Origin of the sequence: Mucilaginibacter sp. PAMC 26640, assembly GCA_001596135.1 — a bacterium.
Classification (GTDB): Bacteria; Bacteroidota; Bacteroidia; order Sphingobacteriales; family Sphingobacteriaceae; genus Mucilaginibacter.
Window position 1 is genome coordinate 4,884,604 of sequence record CP014773.1, and the last position, 17,986, is coordinate 4,902,589.

Annotated in this window: 16 protein-coding genes; 9 read left to right on the forward strand and 7 right to left on the reverse strand. The window is 44.6% G+C overall.

Annotated features, from left to right (window positions below):
* Window positions 1–9: 9 nt before the first annotated feature.
* The gene (locus A0256_21010) at window positions 10–558 is read right to left on the reverse strand and encodes a PyrR protein (GenBank protein AMR33735.1); all 549 of its coding nucleotides are present in this window, start codon (window positions 556–558) and stop codon (window positions 10–12) included.
* Between the two features lie 384 nt (window positions 559–942).
* Here A0256_21010 and A0256_21015 point away from each other — a divergent pair, with 384 nt between their 5' ends.
* The gene (locus tag A0256_21015; GenBank protein ID AMR34638.1) at window positions 943–2,508 is read left to right on the forward strand and encodes a hypothetical protein; all 1,566 of its coding nucleotides are present in this window, start codon (window positions 943–945) and stop codon (window positions 2,506–2,508) included.
* An 851-nt stretch (window positions 2,509–3,359) separates the two neighbouring features.
* The gene (locus A0256_21020; protein AMR33736.1) at window positions 3,360–4,577 is read left to right on the forward strand and encodes a hypothetical protein; all 1,218 of its coding nucleotides are present in this window, start codon (window positions 3,360–3,362) and stop codon (window positions 4,575–4,577) included.
* Window positions 4,578–5,251: 674 nt separating this feature from the next.
* Here the strand turns inward: A0256_21020 and A0256_21025 are convergent.
* Together A0256_21025 and A0256_21030 are read right to left on the reverse strand one after the other, a co-directional pair.
* On the reverse strand, window positions 5,252–7,258 hold the full coding sequence (locus A0256_21025; GenBank protein AMR33737.1) for a 30S ribosomal protein S1: 2,007 nt from the start codon (window positions 7,256–7,258) through the stop codon (window positions 5,252–5,254).
* A gap of 431 nt (window positions 7,259–7,689) precedes the next feature.
* Window positions 7,690–8,352 (reverse strand): hypothetical protein, encoded by a 663-nt coding sequence (locus tag A0256_21030; GenBank protein AMR33738.1) that lies wholly within the window; start codon window positions 8,350–8,352, stop codon window positions 7,690–7,692.
* A 220-nt stretch (window positions 8,353–8,572) separates the two neighbouring features.
* On the opposite strand from A0256_21030, the gene A0256_21035 reads away from it, so the two are divergent.
* From A0256_21035 to A0256_21050, 4 genes are all read left to right on the forward strand, one after another.
* A complete protein-coding gene (locus tag A0256_21035; GenBank protein ID AMR33739.1) occupies window positions 8,573–9,856 on the forward strand; it encodes a tyrosine--tRNA ligase in 1,284 nt (427 codons plus the stop codon).
* A 37-nt stretch (window positions 9,857–9,893) separates the two neighbouring features.
* A complete protein-coding gene (locus tag A0256_21040) occupies window positions 9,894–10,388 on the forward strand; it encodes a hypothetical protein (protein ID AMR33740.1) in 495 nt (164 codons plus the stop codon).
* A complete protein-coding gene (locus A0256_21045) occupies window positions 10,389–10,838 on the forward strand; it encodes a hypothetical protein (GenBank protein AMR33741.1) in 450 nt (149 codons plus the stop codon).
* Between the two features lie 78 nt (window positions 10,839–10,916).
* A complete protein-coding gene (locus A0256_21050) occupies window positions 10,917–11,798 on the forward strand; it encodes a hypothetical protein (GenBank protein AMR33742.1) in 882 nt (293 codons plus the stop codon).
* Window positions 11,799–11,825: 27 nt separating this feature from the next.
* Here A0256_21050 and A0256_21055 read toward each other — a convergent pair whose 3' ends face one another.
* Both A0256_21055 and A0256_21060 read right to left on the reverse strand, forming a co-directional pair.
* Complete coding sequence (locus A0256_21055; protein ID AMR33743.1) at window positions 11,826–12,509, reverse strand: hypothetical protein; 684 nt, start codon at window positions 12,507–12,509, stop codon at window positions 11,826–11,828.
* Between the two features lie 59 nt (window positions 12,510–12,568).
* Window positions 12,569–13,555, reverse strand: coding sequence for an acyl transferase (locus A0256_21060; GenBank protein ID AMR33744.1), 987 nt, complete (start codon window positions 13,553–13,555; stop codon window positions 12,569–12,571).
* Between the two features lie 148 nt (window positions 13,556–13,703).
* Here A0256_21060 and A0256_21065 point away from each other — a divergent pair, with 148 nt between their 5' ends.
* The 3 genes from A0256_21065 to A0256_21075 all read left to right on the forward strand — a co-directional run bounded on the left by A0256_21065 (window position 13,704) and on the right by A0256_21075 (window position 15,107).
* Window positions 13,704–14,387, forward strand: coding sequence for a hypothetical protein (locus A0256_21065; protein AMR34639.1), 684 nt, complete (start codon window positions 13,704–13,706; stop codon window positions 14,385–14,387).
* A 136-nt stretch (window positions 14,388–14,523) separates the two neighbouring features.
* Window positions 14,524–14,739: a hypothetical protein gene (locus tag A0256_21070; protein AMR33745.1), complete on the forward strand. Its 216-nt coding sequence runs from the start codon at window positions 14,524–14,526 to the stop codon at window positions 14,737–14,739.
* Window positions 14,718–15,107 carry a hypothetical protein gene (locus tag A0256_21075; protein AMR33746.1) on the forward strand — a complete coding sequence of 130 codons (390 nt, stop codon included), beginning with the start codon at window positions 14,718–14,720 and terminating at the stop codon, window positions 15,105–15,107. Before A0256_21070 ends, A0256_21075 begins: the two co-directional genes overlap by 22 nt.
* A gap of 61 nt (window positions 15,108–15,168) precedes the next feature.
* On the opposite strand, the gene A0256_21080 is transcribed toward A0256_21075, so the two are convergent.
* On the reverse strand, window positions 15,169–15,513 hold the full coding sequence (locus A0256_21080) for a hypothetical protein (protein AMR33747.1): 345 nt from the start codon (window positions 15,511–15,513) through the stop codon (window positions 15,169–15,171).
* A gap of 3 nt (window positions 15,514–15,516) precedes the next feature.
* Window positions 15,517–17,943: a penicillin acylase gene (locus tag A0256_21085; protein AMR33748.1), complete on the reverse strand. Its 2,427-nt coding sequence runs from the start codon at window positions 17,941–17,943 to the stop codon at window positions 15,517–15,519.
* Window positions 17,944–17,986 lie beyond the last annotated feature (43 nt).

Below are 17,986 nucleotides of genomic sequence, written 5' to 3' on the forward strand. Positions count from 1 at the left end.
GGTGGAGACTTAGTTAGAATTCTCTGATACCAGCACAATCCTGTCTTCGCCATCGGTTTCCTTCCAGCTGACTACTACTTTTTGCGATGCTATGCTATCTACTTCTATACCCACATAATCTGCCGCTACCGGGATATGGCGCGAATAACGGCGATCTACCAGCGCAAGCAGTTCCACCTTTTCGGGTCTGCCGAATGCCTGCATAGCGTCCATAGCGGCACGGATGGTCCGTCCGGTCCACAATACATCGTCCATCATGATCACTTTTTTACCTTCAATAATAAAATCGATCTTAGTTTGATTGGGCACCAGTGGTGTATCCCGCCTGCGGAAATCATCGCGGTAAAAGGTAATATCGAGATCGCCCTGCTGGATATTGCTTTCTGGCAGGATCTTACGCAGTTCTTCCGCAACGCGATAGGCCAGGTAAATGCCTCGTGGCTGTATGCCGATCAGTACAGAACTCGAAAAATCGTTATGATTTTCAATTAACTGACGACATAAACGCTGAATTGTAATTTGAAATTTCTGACCGTCGAGCAGCGTTAGATTTTGCATCGTGTGGGTGGATTTGGGCAAAGGTAATAATTTTGGCCATTAGTTGAATAGAGATTAGTCAATAGCTTTTTCTATTACCCTCTTGTTAGCTAATTAGTTTTAACTGACTGATTACTGTAGCACAAAGCAGGAGCACAAAGGACACAAAGCCTTTTAGTTGATTTTAAAGGCTTTGCGGCTCTTTGCAAAAAAACCTCTCAGTTTTTTGTGGTTATCAAGCGTCCTGCTGTGGCACTACTACGTAAAAATCAATCCGTTGTTTTAGATACCCCGCCTATTCCCTATCTTCAAAGCGCTTTAAAATGTTCAAAATTCGCTCTATATATGAAATGTATCTATAAAATAACACTGCTTGCTGCGCTCTCCTTTTCAGCGGTATCACCCATATTTGCGCAAACAATTGTAACCGAAAAACTGCCTATTGATTATTTGAGCAAAGAATTCCATGCAGGCAGGCGACAAGCCCTGAGGGATAAAATGCCCGCCAATTCGGTTGCAGTGGTCTTCGCTTATCCAGAGCAGGTTTTCTCCAATGATGTAAATTATGTTTTTCATCAAAACCCGGATCTGTATTATTTGTCGGGTTATAAAGAAGCCAACTCCATGCTGCTGATTTTTAAAGAAATGCAAAGCAAGGGGAGCAGTACGTATAACGAAGTTTTATTTGTGCAAAAAAGGGATGCTGCCCAGGAACAGTGGACCGGTAAACGCCTTGGTGTTGAGGGCGCAAAAGGCCAGCTTGGTTTTAAGGAGGCCTACAACAGTGCAGATTTTTCAGGTTTTGATCTCTACTTTAAAAAATTTGCCACTATCCTGTATGATGGCTTGCCGGGTGATGTAGGTGCTTCATCAGTTAAAGGAAGCCTGCGCGATTTAGTCAATACCTTTCAAAGCAAAGCCGGGATAAAGGAAATGGACAAAGGCCTCATGGCCGATCTTAGTTTTGTTGCCTTGCGTGGCAATCCAAAAAACCTTGGCCGGTTCGCTGCTTACTTAAAGCCAAAAATGGACCAGGAGGCTTACAAGAATAACGCAATTATTCAACAATTGATGGCCCAGCCAGATTCGGTAACATTCATGTCGATCAAAAGTAAGATAGCTGCTGAAATAGGTGGCATAGGCCTTTACGATGATGCTTTAACGCAATTGCGAGGTGTAAAAACGCCGGAGGAAATTGAACTATTGAAAAAATCGGTGATGATCAGCAGCCTGGCACATGCAGAAGCTATGCGTGCTGTTACCCCGCAAATGAGCGAGCGCGAATTAGAAGGCATTATGGTGTATGTACACAAAAAGTACGGTGCCGAAGATGAGGGCTATCCGCCAATTGTTGGCGCCGGGGGCAACGGTTGTATTTTACACTACGAAGAGAACAATGCAACAGCGGTACAAAACCAGCTGGTGCTGATGGATGTTGGCTCAGAGTATCATGGCTACTCGGCAGATGTTACGCGTACGTTCCCTGCCAACGGCAAATTCACCGAGGCACAAAAAGCAATTTATGAATTAGTTTACAATGCGCAGGAAGCGGTATTTCCGCTATGCAAAGCAGGTGTGCCTTATGGATCATTACAAGAAAAGACTGCAGAGGTGCTTGCTGCCGGCCTGATCAAATTAGGCATCATAAAAGATGCAAAGGAAGTGGGCCGCTATTATCCGCATGGCGTATCGCACCACCTGGGCCTGGATGTACACGACAAAGGCGCATACGGAGACAACCTGATAGAAAACATGGTGATCACCGTTGAGCCGGGCATCTACATCCCCGCAGGAAGTCCCTGCGACAAAAAGTGGTGGAACATTGGTGTACGTATAGAAGATGATGTACAGATAGGGAAAGATAAAGGCATTAACCTATCGGCAGCTGCCCCGCGCACCTGGCAGGCTGTTGAAAAAATGGCTGCGGAGAAGAGCATTTTTGACGCAAGGAAACCTGCGAGAAAAAGGTGATAAAGAATTACAGATCTAGCAATGAGTCCAAATTAGAGCTCTAAAATCGCGGCATCCTCACTGATATCAAAATGCAGACGTCATGCTGAATTTATCTCGGCATCCCACAGGACAAAAAACCAGCCGTCATGCCGAATTTATTTCGGCACCCAACAGGACAAAAACCAGCTGTCATGCCGAATTTATTTCGGCACCCCACAGGACAAAAACCAGTCGTCATGCCGAATTTATTTCGGCACCCCACAGGACAAAAAACAGTCGTCATGCCGAACTTGTTTCGGCACCCCACAGGACAAAAACCAGCCGTCATGCTGAACTTATTTCGGCACCCCACAGGACAAAAAACAGTCGTCATGCCGAATTTATTTCGGCACCCCACAGGACAAAAAACAGTCGTCATGCCGAACTTGTTTCGGCACCCCACAGGACATTCACACAGGACCAGTCTGAAGTAAGTATTCAGCTCATTTTTCTGTCGTTTACCTATTGCTCGGGCGCTTAGCATGTGGGGTGCCGAAATAAATTCGGCATGACGGCAAGATGGGGTTTTCGTCTTAGCATGTGGGGTGCCGAAATAAATTCGGCATGACGGCAAGGTGGGATTATCGTTTTAGCATGTGGGGTGCCGAAATAAATTCGGCATGACGGCAAGGTGGGGTTTTCGTCTTAGCATGTGGGGTGCCGAAATAAATTCGGCATGACGGCAAGGTGGGGTTTTCGTCTTAGCATGTGGGGTGCCGAAATAAATTCACTGTTGTCCGGTAAAACGATTTTTTGATAAAAGTTAAGGGGTAGTTTACAAGCTACCCCTTTGTTGTTGATATTTGAGTTACCACACTTAAACATTCAACATGGGCAAAAGTACTTTTTTTACCGGACAGCCGGTGCTGAATCAGCTGTTAAGTTTACTTGACCGTAATGGAATAAGGTCATTAGCCCGGCGCGGTGAGCATGACCGCTATTATCGTTATTTCGACACTTATACCCACCTGGTAACGATGCTTTATTGTGCTTTCAATAAATGCACCAGTAGTCGTGAAGTAGTGAGCGGCATGAAGGCCTGCCTGCATAAACTCAGCCATACGGGCGTTATTAAGTGTCCGGCGCGAAGCACTTTATGTGATGCCAATGCCGGGAGAAGTTTTGAGGTATTTGCCCGTATCTATGATCAGTTATACCGTCGTCATAAGCATCTTTTACCGGACAGCCGGTTGCGTATAGACCCAAAACTTTTTATAGCTGATGCTTCTACCATCACGTTGTTTCAGCGAATATTAAATGCTCCAAGCCCGGGTAAGTTAGATGGCAGAAGAAAGGGCGGGATCAAGGTGCACACGTTGATCAATGCTGCGGACGATGTACCACTAAAGGTGAACTTTACCGCTGCCAGTGCCAATGATATGCCTTTTTTGAAAGAGATACACTTACAGCCAGGTTCATTCATCGTTTTTGATAAAGGCTATGTCAGTTACGCCCAGTATGAAAGATTCTGTAATGAGGGCGTATTTTTCGTTACAAGGCAGAAAAAAGATGCCCGTTACACCGTAACCACTGTCCATGAGTTGAGCGAACACAGTAAAGATGTGGGTGTAGTAGCGGATAGATCTCTCTTACAGGGAACACGGACTCAAAAAGAAGGCATCAAGCTAAAAGTCCGCGTAGTTACCTTTTTCGACAAGGAATCCGGCCGGACATTTGAGTTCCTGACCAACAACTTTTCTCTGCCTCCTGAAGTGGTAGCAGACATTTATAAAAAGCGATGGCTGATCGAGGTGCTTTTCAAACGGGTTAAACAGAACTTCCCGCTTAAATACTTCCTTGGCGATAATGAAAACGCCATTAAGATCCAGATATGGTGTGCTTTCATTGCTGATCTGCTCATCAAACTGGTACAGGTACAACTCAAAAGGAAATGGGCCTTTTCAAATCTAACGTCGATCATCAGGTTGCATTTGATGAGCTACATTCATTTGTTCGACTTCCTTAACAATCCCGAACGGCTGTCCGCAGTGTACGATCATGCCGAACAACTAAAACTGGGGGGCTTGGAAATTGGTTTTAAGACATGATCTACTCTGAAAGGCCTTAAATCGTAACTTTTTTTATTATTTGAGTTTTTACCGGACAACAGTGAAATATATTCGGCATGACGGCAAGGTGGGATTATCGTCTTAGCATGTGGGGTGCCGAAATAAATTCGGCATGACGGCAAGGTGGGATTATCGTTTTAGCATGTGGGATGCAGAAATAAATTCGGCATGAAGGCTAGGTGGGATTATCGTTTTAGCATGTGGGGTGCCGAAATAAATTCGGCATGACGGCAAGGGGAGGTCATCGTCTTAGCATTCGGGGTGCCGAAATAAATTCGGCATGACGGCAAGGTGGGATTATCGTTTTAGCATGTGGGGTGCCGAAATAAATTCGGCATGACGGCAAGGTGGGACTATAGTCTTAGAAGACAATTGACGGCAGGTTGGTTTATCGTTTTATGAAGTCAAACTAGTTAAGCATTCGCTGATCGTCTTAAACGCAAGTCCCAGTCACAGAAAGCAAATAACCAGCCGTAATGCCGAATTTATTTCGGCAACCCCACAGGACAAAAAGCCAGCCGTCATGCCGAATTTATTTCGGCACCCCACAGGACATTCACACTGGACCAGTAAAACGCATGCATACAACATTTAAACACAAAAAAGCCCTTCCGATTGCTCGGAAGGGCTTTAAATATTTAAACTTTAAAAGATTAAACTTCTTCGGTTTCTTCTGTGTCGGCAGCAGCTTCAGGTTCTGCTTTCTTAGCTGGTGCGGCAGCAGGCGCTTTTTTAGCAGCTTTGCTTTCAGCACCTTCCATTTGCTCTTTCAACTGAGCTAATACGCTAAGGTCACCTAAAGTTGATTTCTCAACAGATTCTTTCACTTTCTTCACCGCGTTGTTAGCAGATTTTGCTTCTTTTTTGCGGTTTTCAAATTCCTGTACACGAGCATCAGCGCGAGCTTCTTCCCATATACGTGAGTGTGAAATAACGATACGTTTGTTCTCTTTGTTAAATTCGATGATCTTGAACTCAGCAGACTCTTCAGCCTTAACTGATTTACCATCTTCTCTAACCAGATGTTTAGTTGGGCAGAAGCCTTCAACACCGTAAGGTAAAGCTACGATAGCGCCTTTGTCGGTTACCTTGATAACGGTACCTTCATGTATCGAATCGATAGTGAAGATCGTTTCAAATGTATCCCAAGGGTTTTCTTCCAATTGTTTGTGGCCTAAGCTCAGTTTGCGGTTATCGATATCCAACTCTAAAACTACCACGTTTAATTTTTCGCCAACCTTAGTAAATTCGTTAGGGTGGTTTACTTTTTTAGACCATGATAAGTCAGAGATGTGGATCAAACCATCAATTCCGTCTTCCAGCTCAACAAACACACCAAAGTTGGTCATGTTTTTAACAGTAGCTACATGAGTAGTACCGATGGCGTATTTAGCGCCGGCGTTTTGCCATGGATCAGGAGTTAATTGCTTAATACCCAAGCTCATTTTGCGTTCGTCGCGATCTAAGGTTAATACCTGAGCTTCAACTTCGTCGCCAACTTTAAGGAATTCCTGAGGATTGCGCAGGTTTTGAGACCATGACATTTCAGACACGTGGATCAAACCTTCAACACCCGGGATAATTTCTAAGAACGCGCCGTAATCAGCTACAGTTACAATTTTACCTTTCACATGAGAGCCGATCTGGATGTTTTCATCCAAAGACTGCCAAGGGTGTGGAGTAAGTTGTTTTAAACCTAAAGCGATACGTTTTTTCTCGTCATCAAAGTCAAGCACTACCACGTTGATCTTCTGATCTAGTGCTAACACTTCTCTTGGATGCTCTATGCGGCCCCATGAAATATCGGTAATGTGCAATAAACCGTCAACACCACCAAGGTCAATAAATACACCAAAGTCGGTAATATTTTTAACGGTACCTTCCAATACCTGGCCTTTTTCAAGCTTAGCAACAATTTCAGTTTTTTGGTTTTCCAAATCGTCTTCAATCAGCACTTTGTGCGATACCACTACGTTCTTAAACTCGTGGTTGATCTTAACAACTTTAAATTCCATTGTTTTGCCCACATATACATCATAATCCCTGATAGGTTTGATGTCGATCTGTGAACCTGGTAAAAAGGCTTCAACGCCCATAATATCCACAATTAAACCACCTTTAGTTCTGCTTTTAACAAAACCGGTAATGATCTCATCGTTATCCAGAGCTGAATTAATACGCTCCCATGATTTTTGAGTTTTTGCACGTTTACGTGAAAGCACCAACTGACCGTTAGCATCTTCCTGTGACTCTACAAATACTTCAACCGAATCACCGATCTTAAGATCAGGTGTATCACGGAATTCAGAAACTGATACTAAACCGTCAGATTTAAAGCCGATGTTCAATACAACGTCTTTGTTGTTGATGTTTACAACAACACCTGAGATAATTTCGCCTTTGGTGATAGAACTGAATGTTCCATCATACATTTTCTCTAATTCCTCACGGTCGCTATCGCTGTAGTTACCAAACTTTTTTTCATCTGCATCCCAGTCGAAATCTTCCGGTGGTGCAGCTGCGATCCTAGATTTGATCTCTTCAATTGATATTGAATCAGCCTCTGACTCAATAGTTTCTTTTTCTGCGGTCGCTGAAACTGTACCCAGTTCTGCTTCCTTAGCTTTTAATTCTTTTTCTGCTTCTTGTTTTTTTGCCATTAATAAATTTTACTCCTTTTTCCCAACACTTAATTGGGACTGCAAAGGTAGGGATATAATTTTTATAGAAAAAAAATAATTTACTGGTAAATAGTGGTTTTTGAGAGGTTTCGTGAAAGGTTTGGAAAGTAAAGCGCCAATTATATTATTTTTTACATTGGAAATGCGTTTTCCCACAGTCAAATTGGGCAAATGATTATGGCGTTGCCTGCGGCCCGCGCTATTCGTTACAAGTCCGCAATTCGCTGCGCTGCGTTTACGGGCTTTTCACTGCTATCGCTAACGCATGGAAGTTGGGGGATACAAGTGGGTAAATCTGGGACAAGTTATTCCACACCCAGATTTCTCCCATAATGATTTATTGGGACCAGGAACTATAAATTCCCTGACCTCTTTTAAATTTTTGCAAACTCCCATCCGCACGAAGCATTTTACAACTTTTCCCCTATCTCTTCATAAATATTCATAAAGCTATCCAGCAAACCCTCGCGGTAGGCCAAAACAACGTCTGTCATGGCTAGTTCATGGGCTGGCGTAAATGGGTCGCGCCAAACGCGCATACAAATGCGTTTAAGCGCGTAGGTAACCTGCGACAGGTTTTCGTAAGTTTTGAGGTAACGGCTTTTTTTAAATTCAGTGTAGAATTGAGCAAACACCCCGGGGTTATGCATGCCTGCAAATGTTAAAAACTCGTGGATCACTTCCTGGCTGCATTTATCCAAATGATCATAAAAATCATTCACACTGATTTTGCCGGTAGTGAGCAGCAGATTATCCAGGATCAGTTCGATAGTGATATGCCCCAGGAAAAATGGTTTTACCGGCGAGCCGGTTATGGCAGGGGTTAACAGGTTCTTTAACGCATGCGAGTGAAACTGAAAAAACGCTGCCGAATGAAAGTATTTATCAACCAGTAAATGTTTGTTCCACCCATTAATAATGGAGTTAACGGCCGGGTTGGGGTGTGTTAATTTTTCCGGGTGCAGCATGATCGACTTGTCGGCATTTTTTAAAAGATCGGGCAGTACCGTACCTAATATAAAGTAGCAGTCGGTAGTATACCGGTCGAAATAATAATGCGACAAAAAATTCATAGGCGCTGCGTTACGTGTCCGTTTGTCACAATAAACGAAAAATTAGTTACACTTAAAAGCATTAACACAGATGTAATAGCAAAATCATGCTGAATTTACACACCCAACAGGCATTAAGACTTAAACTATAAGATCGGAATATTCTGCTATACGATATTCTGTTATCTTTGCCGTCCCCGCATACAACTGCTATGGTTCGGGATTAAAAATACTTACACTGATGAATTTTGTAGAAGAACTACGCTGGAGAGGCATGCTGCATGATATAATGCCCGGTACGGAAGAATTATTGAATAAAGGGATGGTTTCGGGCTATATAGGTTTTGACCCAACGGCCGACTCTCTGCATGTAGGCAGCCTTGCGCAGATTATGACACTCATCCACTTTCAGCGTGCGGGCCATAAGCCTTTTGCGCTGGTTGGGGGCGCTACCGGTATGGTGGGCGATCCTTCCGGCAAATCCGCCGAACGTAATTTGTTATCAGAAGAAGCCTTGCAGCTTAACCTTAATGGGATCAAAGCGCAACTGGAAAGATTCCTTGACTTTGGCAACGGCCATAACAGCGCCGAAATGGTAAACAACTTTGATTGGTTTAAGGATTTTAACTTTTTAGATTTCATCCGCGAGGTGGGCAAACACATCACCGTTAATTATATGATGGCCAAAGATTCGGTTAAGAACCGCATTAACGGCGATACGGGGATGTCATTCACCGAGTTTTCTTACCAACTGGTACAGGGCTACGATTTTTACTACCTCTGGAAAGAAAAGAACTGCGTACTGCAAATGGGCGGCAGCGACCAGTGGGGTAACATTGTTACCGGTACCGAATTGGTGCGGCGCAAAGGGCGTGGAGAAGCTTTTGCTTTAACCACCCAATTGCTTAAAAAAGCCGATGGCACGAAGTTCGGCAAATCCGAAGGGGGCAACATCTGGCTGGATGCTGCGAAAACATCGCCTTACCAGTTTTACCAGTTTTGGCTAAACGCAAGCGACGATGATGCCAAAAGCCAGATCAAGATCTTTACGCTTTTCGATAAGGAAACAATAGACGCCATCATTTCAGAACATGATGCGGCACCGCATATGCGAACGCTGCAAAAAGCTCTGGCGAAGGATATTACTATCCGTACACACGGCGAGGCGGAATTTATTAAAGCGGTAAAATCATCCGAATTCTTTTTCGGAAATATCGGCATTGAGTTTTTAAACGAGTTAAATAATGATGAAGTGACTGGGTTGTTTAGCGGCGTTCCAAATTTTAGCATTAGCAAAGAAGAATTAGCTGCAGGCATTACCGCTACCGATCTGCTTGCCGGAAAAACCGCTGTTTTCCCATCAAAAAGCGAGGCCAAGAAAATTATTCAGGGCGGGGGCGCTTCCATCAACAGGGAAAAAATCAATACGCCGGAGGATATCATCAATTCCGATAAACTCATTAATGGCAAATACCTGGTAGCGCAAAAAGGAAAGAAAAATTATTTTTTAATTATTGCCGAATAATTTTTAAATACGACATTTAGTAATTAAATTTGTTATTATGTCGTACGAAGAAAAACACATTCACGATAACATCGTCAACGAACCAATGGCAATTTACATGCCCGAAGGTTCTGGCGTGTCGCTATATAATTTATTTGGCGGTACCAAAGCCGCCAACTTTTCTTCAGATTTTGATATCGTCAAACTGGCAAGGCAGGGCTTCCCTAAAAAGGCGCTGCTTGCCTTGGCAAAAAAAATCTCGCTCACGCTGCAGGAGTTATCCGGCATCCTTCACATTTCCGAGCGTACCTTACAACGCTATGAGGATGATGCGATCATTAAAACCGAGTACGCAGAAAAAGCGGTTGAGCTTGCCCGGTTATATACGCGCGGCGAAGAGGTATTTGGTTCGCTTGATAAGTTTAAGCTTTGGGTTAAGGCACCAAGCCTTATTTTTAATGGTGAGGCCCCGGTTAGCTTCTTAGATACCTCTGCCGGTTTCGATATGGTATTTAACGAGCTTGGCCGTATCGAGCATGGTATTTTTGCTTAAATGATCCTGTACCGTATTGCTAATTGTAAATACATCAACAGCCTTGACGGCATTGGCGCAAGGCTATACGGCGGCCGATGGAACAGTAAAGGCCACGCCATGGTTTATACGGCATCGTCGAGGGCGTTGGCGGTGTTAGAAGTATTGGTACACCTCCCTCCCCTTTTGATCCCCGATAATTTTTGCCTTGCAGAGATCAAAATACCTGAAAGTAAGATCCTGGATATAGAAATAAATACCCTGCCCGCTAACTGGAAAGATATATCATCGCCGGCCGAACTCAAACAGATAGGGAACCAATTCCTTAAAAACGGCCAATACCTGGCCATGAAAGTGCCCTCATCCGTAGTTGAACAGGAATTTAATTACCTGCTTAACCCGGCTCATCCGCTCATCAGCAAAATAAAAGTAAATAGCCTTCCCTTCAACTTCGACGATCGATTGCTGTAACCATCGGCAAAAATGTACTGAATGTTTACGTTATCTTTCAAACTAAATTATTAGTTTTACGGCATACCAATATTATTGATGATGAAGATATTTTTTAGTTTGCTGTTGCTAACGCTGACCAACGTTAGTGTGATGGCCCAAAAGGCTGACGTTGCTATCGGAAAAGCCACCTACGAACTTATCCATGTTAGGGACACTGCCAATCGGGATAAACCTTACCGGGAAACCATGGTGCTTTTATTAGGTAAAAACGCTAGCCTTTATCGCAGCCTGACCAAAGAGCTGCAGCAGCAAATGCTGGCTGCTCAAATTGCCGACCAGGTGAAAAACGCCAGCGACCCCAACCATTTAAACTTAACTATTACGGGTGGGGGTACAACCACCACCGAAGAATACTATCAGTATTATAACGATAAAAAGTTATTTACAGAAGAGAAAATCATCAACTACTATCTGGTGGAGGAGCCTTTACCCGCTATAAGCTGGAAAATACAGACCGATACCATGACCATCAGCACGCTGCACTGCCAGAAAGCTACAGCGCATTTTAAGGGGCGCGACTACACAGCCTGGTTTTGTATGGACCTCCCCTTCAGAAACGGTCCTTGGAAATTGAATGGACTGCCCGGCCTCATTATTGAAGCATCGGATACTAAAAATGAGGTCCAGTTTAAATTTAAAGGTTTTGAAAATCTAAGCACTGCGGCGCAGAAGATTTTGCCCCCTGCTGATGACATTAAAACCACACCGAAAGAACTGGGACGATTAAAAGAGGCAAAGGCGAAAGATCCGCAGGGTTTCATGAAAGCCAACCACGGTGGGAACAGCGCCAACCGCGGCAGCGGCTCGCCTATGGATAGTGTAGACCCAAGCCGGATCTCCGCAATCAACGTTATCAAAGCGCCGGATGCAAATTCCAGCGTCAATAACAACCCGATAGAACTGCCGGAAAAAAAGTAAACCCGCATTGAGCGGGTTTAGATGATCTTAAAAGTCGCTCAGCAGATCGAGCTTTTTACCATTATACTCCTCCTGCGAGATGAGGCCGTTTTCGAAAAGCATTTTAAGGCGTTTTAACTTCTCGGCCAATTCATCTTTCTTCGGCTCTTCCTGCGGCAACGCGGCAGGCGCTGGTGGCGGTGGCGGCATGGTAAACGGTGCCGGCGCGGCAACAGGCTGCTGGTAAACCGGGGCCGTTGGCTGGAAAGCTACCTGCGCTGGATGGTCTATCTGCATAGAACCCGATTCGGCACGCTTTTCTTCCAAGTCGCGCAGCCGGCGGGCTTCACGCTCGGCTTCTTTGCGTTCCTGGGCGTATTGGTAAAGTTTGCGGGCCTGAACTTTGGGCAGGTAATCTACACCCATTTCGGCACCGTTAGTGGTTTTAACGCTGAATACGGCGCCGATGATCTCTTCCTTGGTATATACGTCTACAATGTCCTTCCAAACAAAATCAACGAATTTGATAGAAAGGCCCAGGTTAGCCGGGGTAAAAAATAAGATGCGTTTATTAGTTAAAGCAATACAATCCGGAAAAAGGTTAACGATTGGCTTTTTCTGAACCGAAATATATAGGATCTCCTCACCGGTGGTAAGCAAGTCAATCAAGCGGCCGTAAATTCTTTCAACAGCCTTAGGATCTTGTTCTTCCTTTAAAAATTTTTCAATCATACTTTTGATATTAGGGTCGGCGCAAAAATAAGAATAATATGGGCTTTGTAATACAAGTTTTAGGCAATGAGTAAATTACAACCCCTGATGTCGGAATTATCAAACCGCCCCAATACTTCAAAAGAACCGTCGGCATAAACCCGGCCCAGATCCTGCGTTGCAATAAATGAGCAGGAATTGATATTAGCCAGGTCAATGATATTTACGCCACCTGTTTTGCCGGTTGCTATCAACGTAAACGGATCGTTGGTATCACGGGTGATAATTTTCATCCAGGGCGGGCAGTTGAAGATGCCTTCCCCTTTTGAATAAGCCTGAGAGAGCAACTCCGTTGCCCCATATTCCGAATGGATAGCATTAACGCCAAACCCATTGCATAATATCTGGTGCAGTTCCTCGCGGATCATCTCTTTACGCCGGCCCTTCATACCACCTGTTTCCATCACAATAAGTTCAGGAAAGTTGGTTTGATATTGCGCTGCAAAATCCAGCAGGGCAAAAGTTACACCAATCAGCAGCGTTGGCTTTCCCGCCGCTTTTTGCTTTTCAAGCATGTTGTAAAGCTCCCCGTGATTATATAAAAAGAAGCCGCTATCTGCACTCCCGGATTGCGTGATCAGATCCTGGGCCATATAAATAAGTGAGGATCCTTCCCGCTCCAGGTAAGATGGCAATAGCGCGAGCACCGTATAGTTTATAATATCACCATAAAACAAATTAAATGCTTTACGGAAGCTTTCCACATACCAGCTTACATCGGTAACAACATGGCTGCTGGTTACCATACCGGTAGTGCCCGAACTTGTAAATACCACATCTGGATCAGCCCCCCCGGTGGTAATCTTATGCGATTTAAAGAATTCAACCGGCATAAAAGGGATCTGTTCAATTGTAGCAACTTGCGAAGGATCCAATTTCAGTCCGGTTATAAATTCTTTGTAAACAACGCAATTGGCCGCCTGGTAACGAAACACTTCCAGCGACACCTTGCTAAACTGCTCGGTGTCACCCAAACCAAACACTTGCTCTTTAAACGGTTTATTCATACCGGGGCAAAGATAAGGAAGATACACGTGAGATATAACACCTGCTAATTGTAGAAATACCCCATTGGCAATGCTAATGTTAGCACGCAACAATTATTCGATTTTAGAGTTATTGGTACAGAAAAAAACAATAATAATTGATCAACAAATTAACATGAAAGCATTAAAATACTTCAGACTACCGCTGTTACTCAGCGCATTTTTCATACTGGCATCTGCCAGATCTACCGAGAAAGGAACGGCAAAAATACAGGAGGCTACTAACGTTTTAAAAGAATTTGCTAAAATGAAGGAAAGCATCCCCGGCAAACTGCTGGAAGAATATGAAGGCATTGTGGTGATCCCGAAAATGATCAATGCCGGTTTTGTAGTTGGCGGCAAACGCGGTCAGGGCCTTGCTATGGTAAAAATGGCCAATGGCAAATGGAGCGACCCGGTTTTCGTAACCCTTACCGGCGGCAGTATTGGCTTACAGATCGGCGTACAATCGGTAGATCTGGTTTTGGTATTCCGCAACAAGGGCGTACTGGCCAAGGTTAAAAATGGCGATTTTACCATCGGTGGCGATATTTCTGCAGCAGCCGGACCCGTTGGCCGCAGCTCCACAGCCAGTACCGATCATAAATTGGAAGCAGAGATCTACTCCTACTCGCGTAGCAAAGGCTTGTTTGCCGGTGTAAGCGTTAACGGTTCAAACCTGGCCATTAACAAAAGTGCCAATGCAGATTACTACGGATCTGATATTTCATCTGAGAAACTGTTTGACAGGGCTACCGATAAATCTGAAGCGGTTACCGAATTGAAAAGCACGCTGAATTTGTTTAAAGAATAGTTTATTCAAGAGTACTATTGAAGCAGGCCAGGAAAAGTTCCGGGCCTGCTTTGTTTAAGAGGAAGTATGTGATCTACTGAACCATTTTTTACTTATATTTGTTAGTAAGGCGGATTTAAATCAATTTCTACATAAAATGGAAACAGTTCTGTTGCAAATAAATAATCGTAAGGCTTACAGGCTGCTTGAAGACCTGGAAGACCTTGATATTATCAAAGTCTTAAACAAAAGCATAGCGCCGAAGCAAAAACTTTCAGAGAAATATGCAGGCAAACTACCCTCAGATGTAGCGGATGAACTTCAACAATACGTAGCCCAAAGCCGCAAGGAATGGAACAACCGCAGTATCTAATCGATACTAATGCTGTCATAGACTATCTTGGCAGAAAAATGTCACCTAGCGCTATGGTATTCATGGATTTGGTAATTGATGCAGTGCCACATTTGTCCGTAGTATCTAAAATCGAAGTATTAAGTTTTAATGCGCCTGAAGAACATTACGAACTTCTTACTGATTTCATGGCCGATGCCGTTATCTATGACCTATCCGAAAATGTAATAGACCAAACTATCCAGCTGCGAAAGCATCATAAAACGAAGTTACCAGATGCTATTATCGCTGCAACGGCGCTTGTTTATGATCTAACACTGATATCCCGCAATATTGCCGACTTTAGATATATAACTGGACTAAAGTTAATTGATGCGCACTTACTATAGTTACTGTTAAATAAATAAGCTGCAGTGAACGATCCAATTCCGATTTAACAAGTGTTGCATATCACTTCATCTCCTTCTCAAACACCTTTTTCACCAAAAAACCTGAAAGCGACGACATCCCACCAACTAAGCCACCTATCAAAACAGTAACCGCCAATAGCAATAACCAGTTTGGCAATTGGAATAAGTGTGCTACCCTCGTTGCCAGGATATTTTCGTTCGGGAAGCTCTTTAGCATAGCCAAAGCCAGCCAGGCCAAACCCAGGCCCGCGAAACCCGACCAGAACGCCTGCCGTGAATGCCTGCCCAAAAACAGCGCCACCGCAAAGGCAAAAATACAGGCGGCCCACCAGGGTAAAATAAAACCGCTAATGAGTGCAAACAATAATATGAGGGCTAAAAGCATGACTTATCGATTTAGGGTTAAGGTTGATTTGATCCGGGTTGATTTTTCCGTTGGGGATTGCAGATACAGCAACTCGTTTAGTTTACCGTCTTTCCAGGTTTGCAGCATATCGTCGTAAAAGAAGCTGCCCGGGTTACCGCTTTGTCCGCCGGGAATAATACCGTAGCCTTTTACCTGTGGCCCTAATTGCACCACCATTCGCCAGGACGGGCCATGACCATCGGTCAACGCATTTACGGTAGATCCGGTTCCGCCGGAGGCAAAATTGCCCGAGCCAAAACCCGGCAGGTTGGCTAAGTGCCGTACTTCAAACTTTTTAACCTTCCCCCATTGCCAGTTGCCCGGCTTACCCTGTTGTTTTAGCAAGGCATCCACAGTGAGGTTGAAGGTACGGCTCAATAGATCTGCAGCGGTTTCCTTTACCGGCGTGCGCTTGTTGTCAAACCAGGCAGCATTTGGTTCTTTTAATAGCAGGGCTTCTGTACGATCCATACTGGGGAAATTAAGCGTAAGTGTAGAGTCGCTAAAGTTATCCCGCCAGGTAGCTTTGTAAAAGCGGCTCCACCAGGTGGAAAAAACGGACGCACCTTCGGACTTCACATCAAAATTCTTATCCCATTGCTTAACGATCTTTAGTGCTGCCAGCTGGTTTTCGTCGAGTTTACTGGCATCTATATATTTTAGCATCGTAGGTAAAATATCCTGTGCGCGGATGCTGTAAGTATCAGTTTGTAAAATACGCATACTATCGGCAGTGGCTTTTTGCATCGCGCCGAGGCGGTCGTTAATTCTTTTACCTCGATGGTACGGCGCAAACTGCCAGTTGATGTAGTAGGGATAAGTTGGATCGGTAGCGGACTGGTTGGCCGAACTTACAAATCCGCGCGGCGGATTTTTCACTGTGGGATTTTGCTCAAAAGGAATAAAGCCATGCCAGTCGTTAGCCGGGTCGCTGCCATCCATGATGAATTTACCCTGGTCTTTGTATTTCAATGGCAATCTGCCATTTGGTGTGATGGCGATATCGTTATCCGCAGAAGCGAAAACAAAGTTCTGCGCCGGGGCGCTGTAGTAACTTAACGCCTTGCGGTAATCGGCATAGTTACTGCCGCGGTTGAGCAGGTAAAAGGTTTTAAACTCGTCGCTTTCCTCATGCGCCACCCATTTAAGGGCATTGCCTACGGGGATATTATCGCGGCCCTTAGCCATGCCGGCATTATCATAAACCACCGGGCCGAAACGGGTATACAATACGGTATCAGCCAAGTCTGCTTTACCTTTTCTTTTGATAACTTCTATGCGGCGGGTAACTTTTAGCCATTGGTTATTGTACCAATATTCGTTACGGGCGGCATCTTTAAACTTGATCTGGTACCAATCCAATATATCGGCATCTACATTGGTTACGCCCCAGCTGATCTTGTTGTTGTAGCCAATCACCACACAAGGCGCGCCGGGAAGCGATGCACCGTAAACGTTTACACCGGGTGCCGACAATTGCACCTGGTACCAGATGGACGGGAAAGTAAGATCGAGATGGGGATCATTGGCGAGTATAGGATAACCTGTTGCCGTTTTGCTGCCGCTGATGGCCCAATTATTACTACCAATACCTTCTACCCTATCCCTTGTTTTCATGCCAGCCATCAGCTGCGCTTTAAAAGCAGGAGGCGGCACCGGAACAGGCAGGGGTTTAAAATCCCACTTGGTGCCCACGGGGATAATAGGGCTCTCGTGCATGGGGTAATCCGGAAAAAGATCATTGGTTACTTTTGCACCAAAGCGGTTCAGCACGTTCGTCATCGCCAGTTCATTAGAACCACCGGCCAAAGTTTCCGACATCAGCTTCAGCAGGAACGCGCAATTGATAGGCTTCCACTCCTCCGGCGCATAATCCAGCAGTTTAAACTCTATCGGGTAATCACGAGGAGATAGGCTGTGGATATAGCCATTCATACCCTCAGTATAAGCATTGATCACGTTGCGCATCACCGGGTCTTTCATAATGCCTTTCAGGGTATTTTCTGCACCGTAAACCATGCCCATACGGCGATGATAGCGGTCAACCTCTAAAGCTTTATCGCCAACTACCTCTGCTAATCTGCCGGAGGCACTCCGGGTTTGGATATCCATTTGCCATAGGCGGTCGCGGGCAGTGAGGTAGCCCTGGGCATAATACAAGTCGTGATCGTTCTGCGCGAAAATGTGCGGAATCCTGTTCTCATCAAACCGGATGGTAACTTTGGCCTGCAAGCCCTTAAGTTTGAGGTCTTCATCTGTAGTAGGGTTCTTGCTTTCCGCATTTTGCCAAAAACCGGTTGCGGGGTTTAAAAATTTGCCCAACGGCGGCAGGATAGCGATAGGAATTTGCAATGCCCAAATCAGCGCAATGGTTAGGGCAAGGGAAATAGCTGCCTTGAAGATCTTCATTCGGTTGTAGATAGATAAGCAAGATAGGAAATTAGCGGCAAAT

Coding starts and splice junctions, on each gene's coding strand:
- A0256_21040 (AMR33740.1), top strand. CDS start 9,894: ATGTCGTACGAAGAAAAACACATTCACGATAACATCGTCAACGAACCA.
- A0256_21055 (AMR33743.1), bottom strand. CDS start 12,509: ATGATTGAAAAATTTTTAAAGGAAGAACAAGATCCTAAGGCTGTTGAA.
- A0256_21030 (AMR33738.1), bottom strand. CDS start 8,352: ATGAATTTTTTGTCGCATTATTATTTCGACCGGTATACTACCGACTGC.
- A0256_21080 (AMR33747.1), bottom strand. CDS start 15,513: ATGCTTTTAGCCCTCATATTATTGTTTGCACTCATTAGCGGTTTTATT.
- A0256_21025 (AMR33737.1), bottom strand. CDS start 7,258: ATGGCAAAAAAACAAGAAGCAGAAAAAGAATTAAAAGCTAAGGAAGCA.
- A0256_21020 (AMR33736.1), top strand. CDS start 3,360: ATGGGCAAAAGTACTTTTTTTACCGGACAGCCGGTGCTGAATCAGCTG.
- A0256_21075 (AMR33746.1), top strand. CDS start 14,718: ATGGAACAACCGCAGTATCTAATCGATACTAATGCTGTCATAGACTAT.
- A0256_21085 (AMR33748.1), bottom strand. CDS start 17,943: ATGAAGATCTTCAAGGCAGCTATTTCCCTTGCCCTAACCATTGCGCTG.
- A0256_21050 (AMR33742.1), top strand. CDS start 10,917: ATGATGAAGATATTTTTTAGTTTGCTGTTGCTAACGCTGACCAACGTT.
- A0256_21045 (AMR33741.1), top strand. CDS start 10,389: ATGATCCTGTACCGTATTGCTAATTGTAAATACATCAACAGCCTTGAC.
- A0256_21010 (AMR33735.1), bottom strand. CDS start 558: ATGCAAAATCTAACGCTGCTCGACGGTCAGAAATTTCAAATTACAATT.
- A0256_21070 (AMR33745.1), top strand. CDS start 14,524: ATGGAAACAGTTCTGTTGCAAATAAATAATCGTAAGGCTTACAGGCTG.
- A0256_21060 (AMR33744.1), bottom strand. CDS start 13,555: ATGAATAAACCGTTTAAAGAGCAAGTGTTTGGTTTGGGTGACACCGAG.
- A0256_21035 (AMR33739.1), top strand. CDS start 8,573: ATGAATTTTGTAGAAGAACTACGCTGGAGAGGCATGCTGCATGATATA.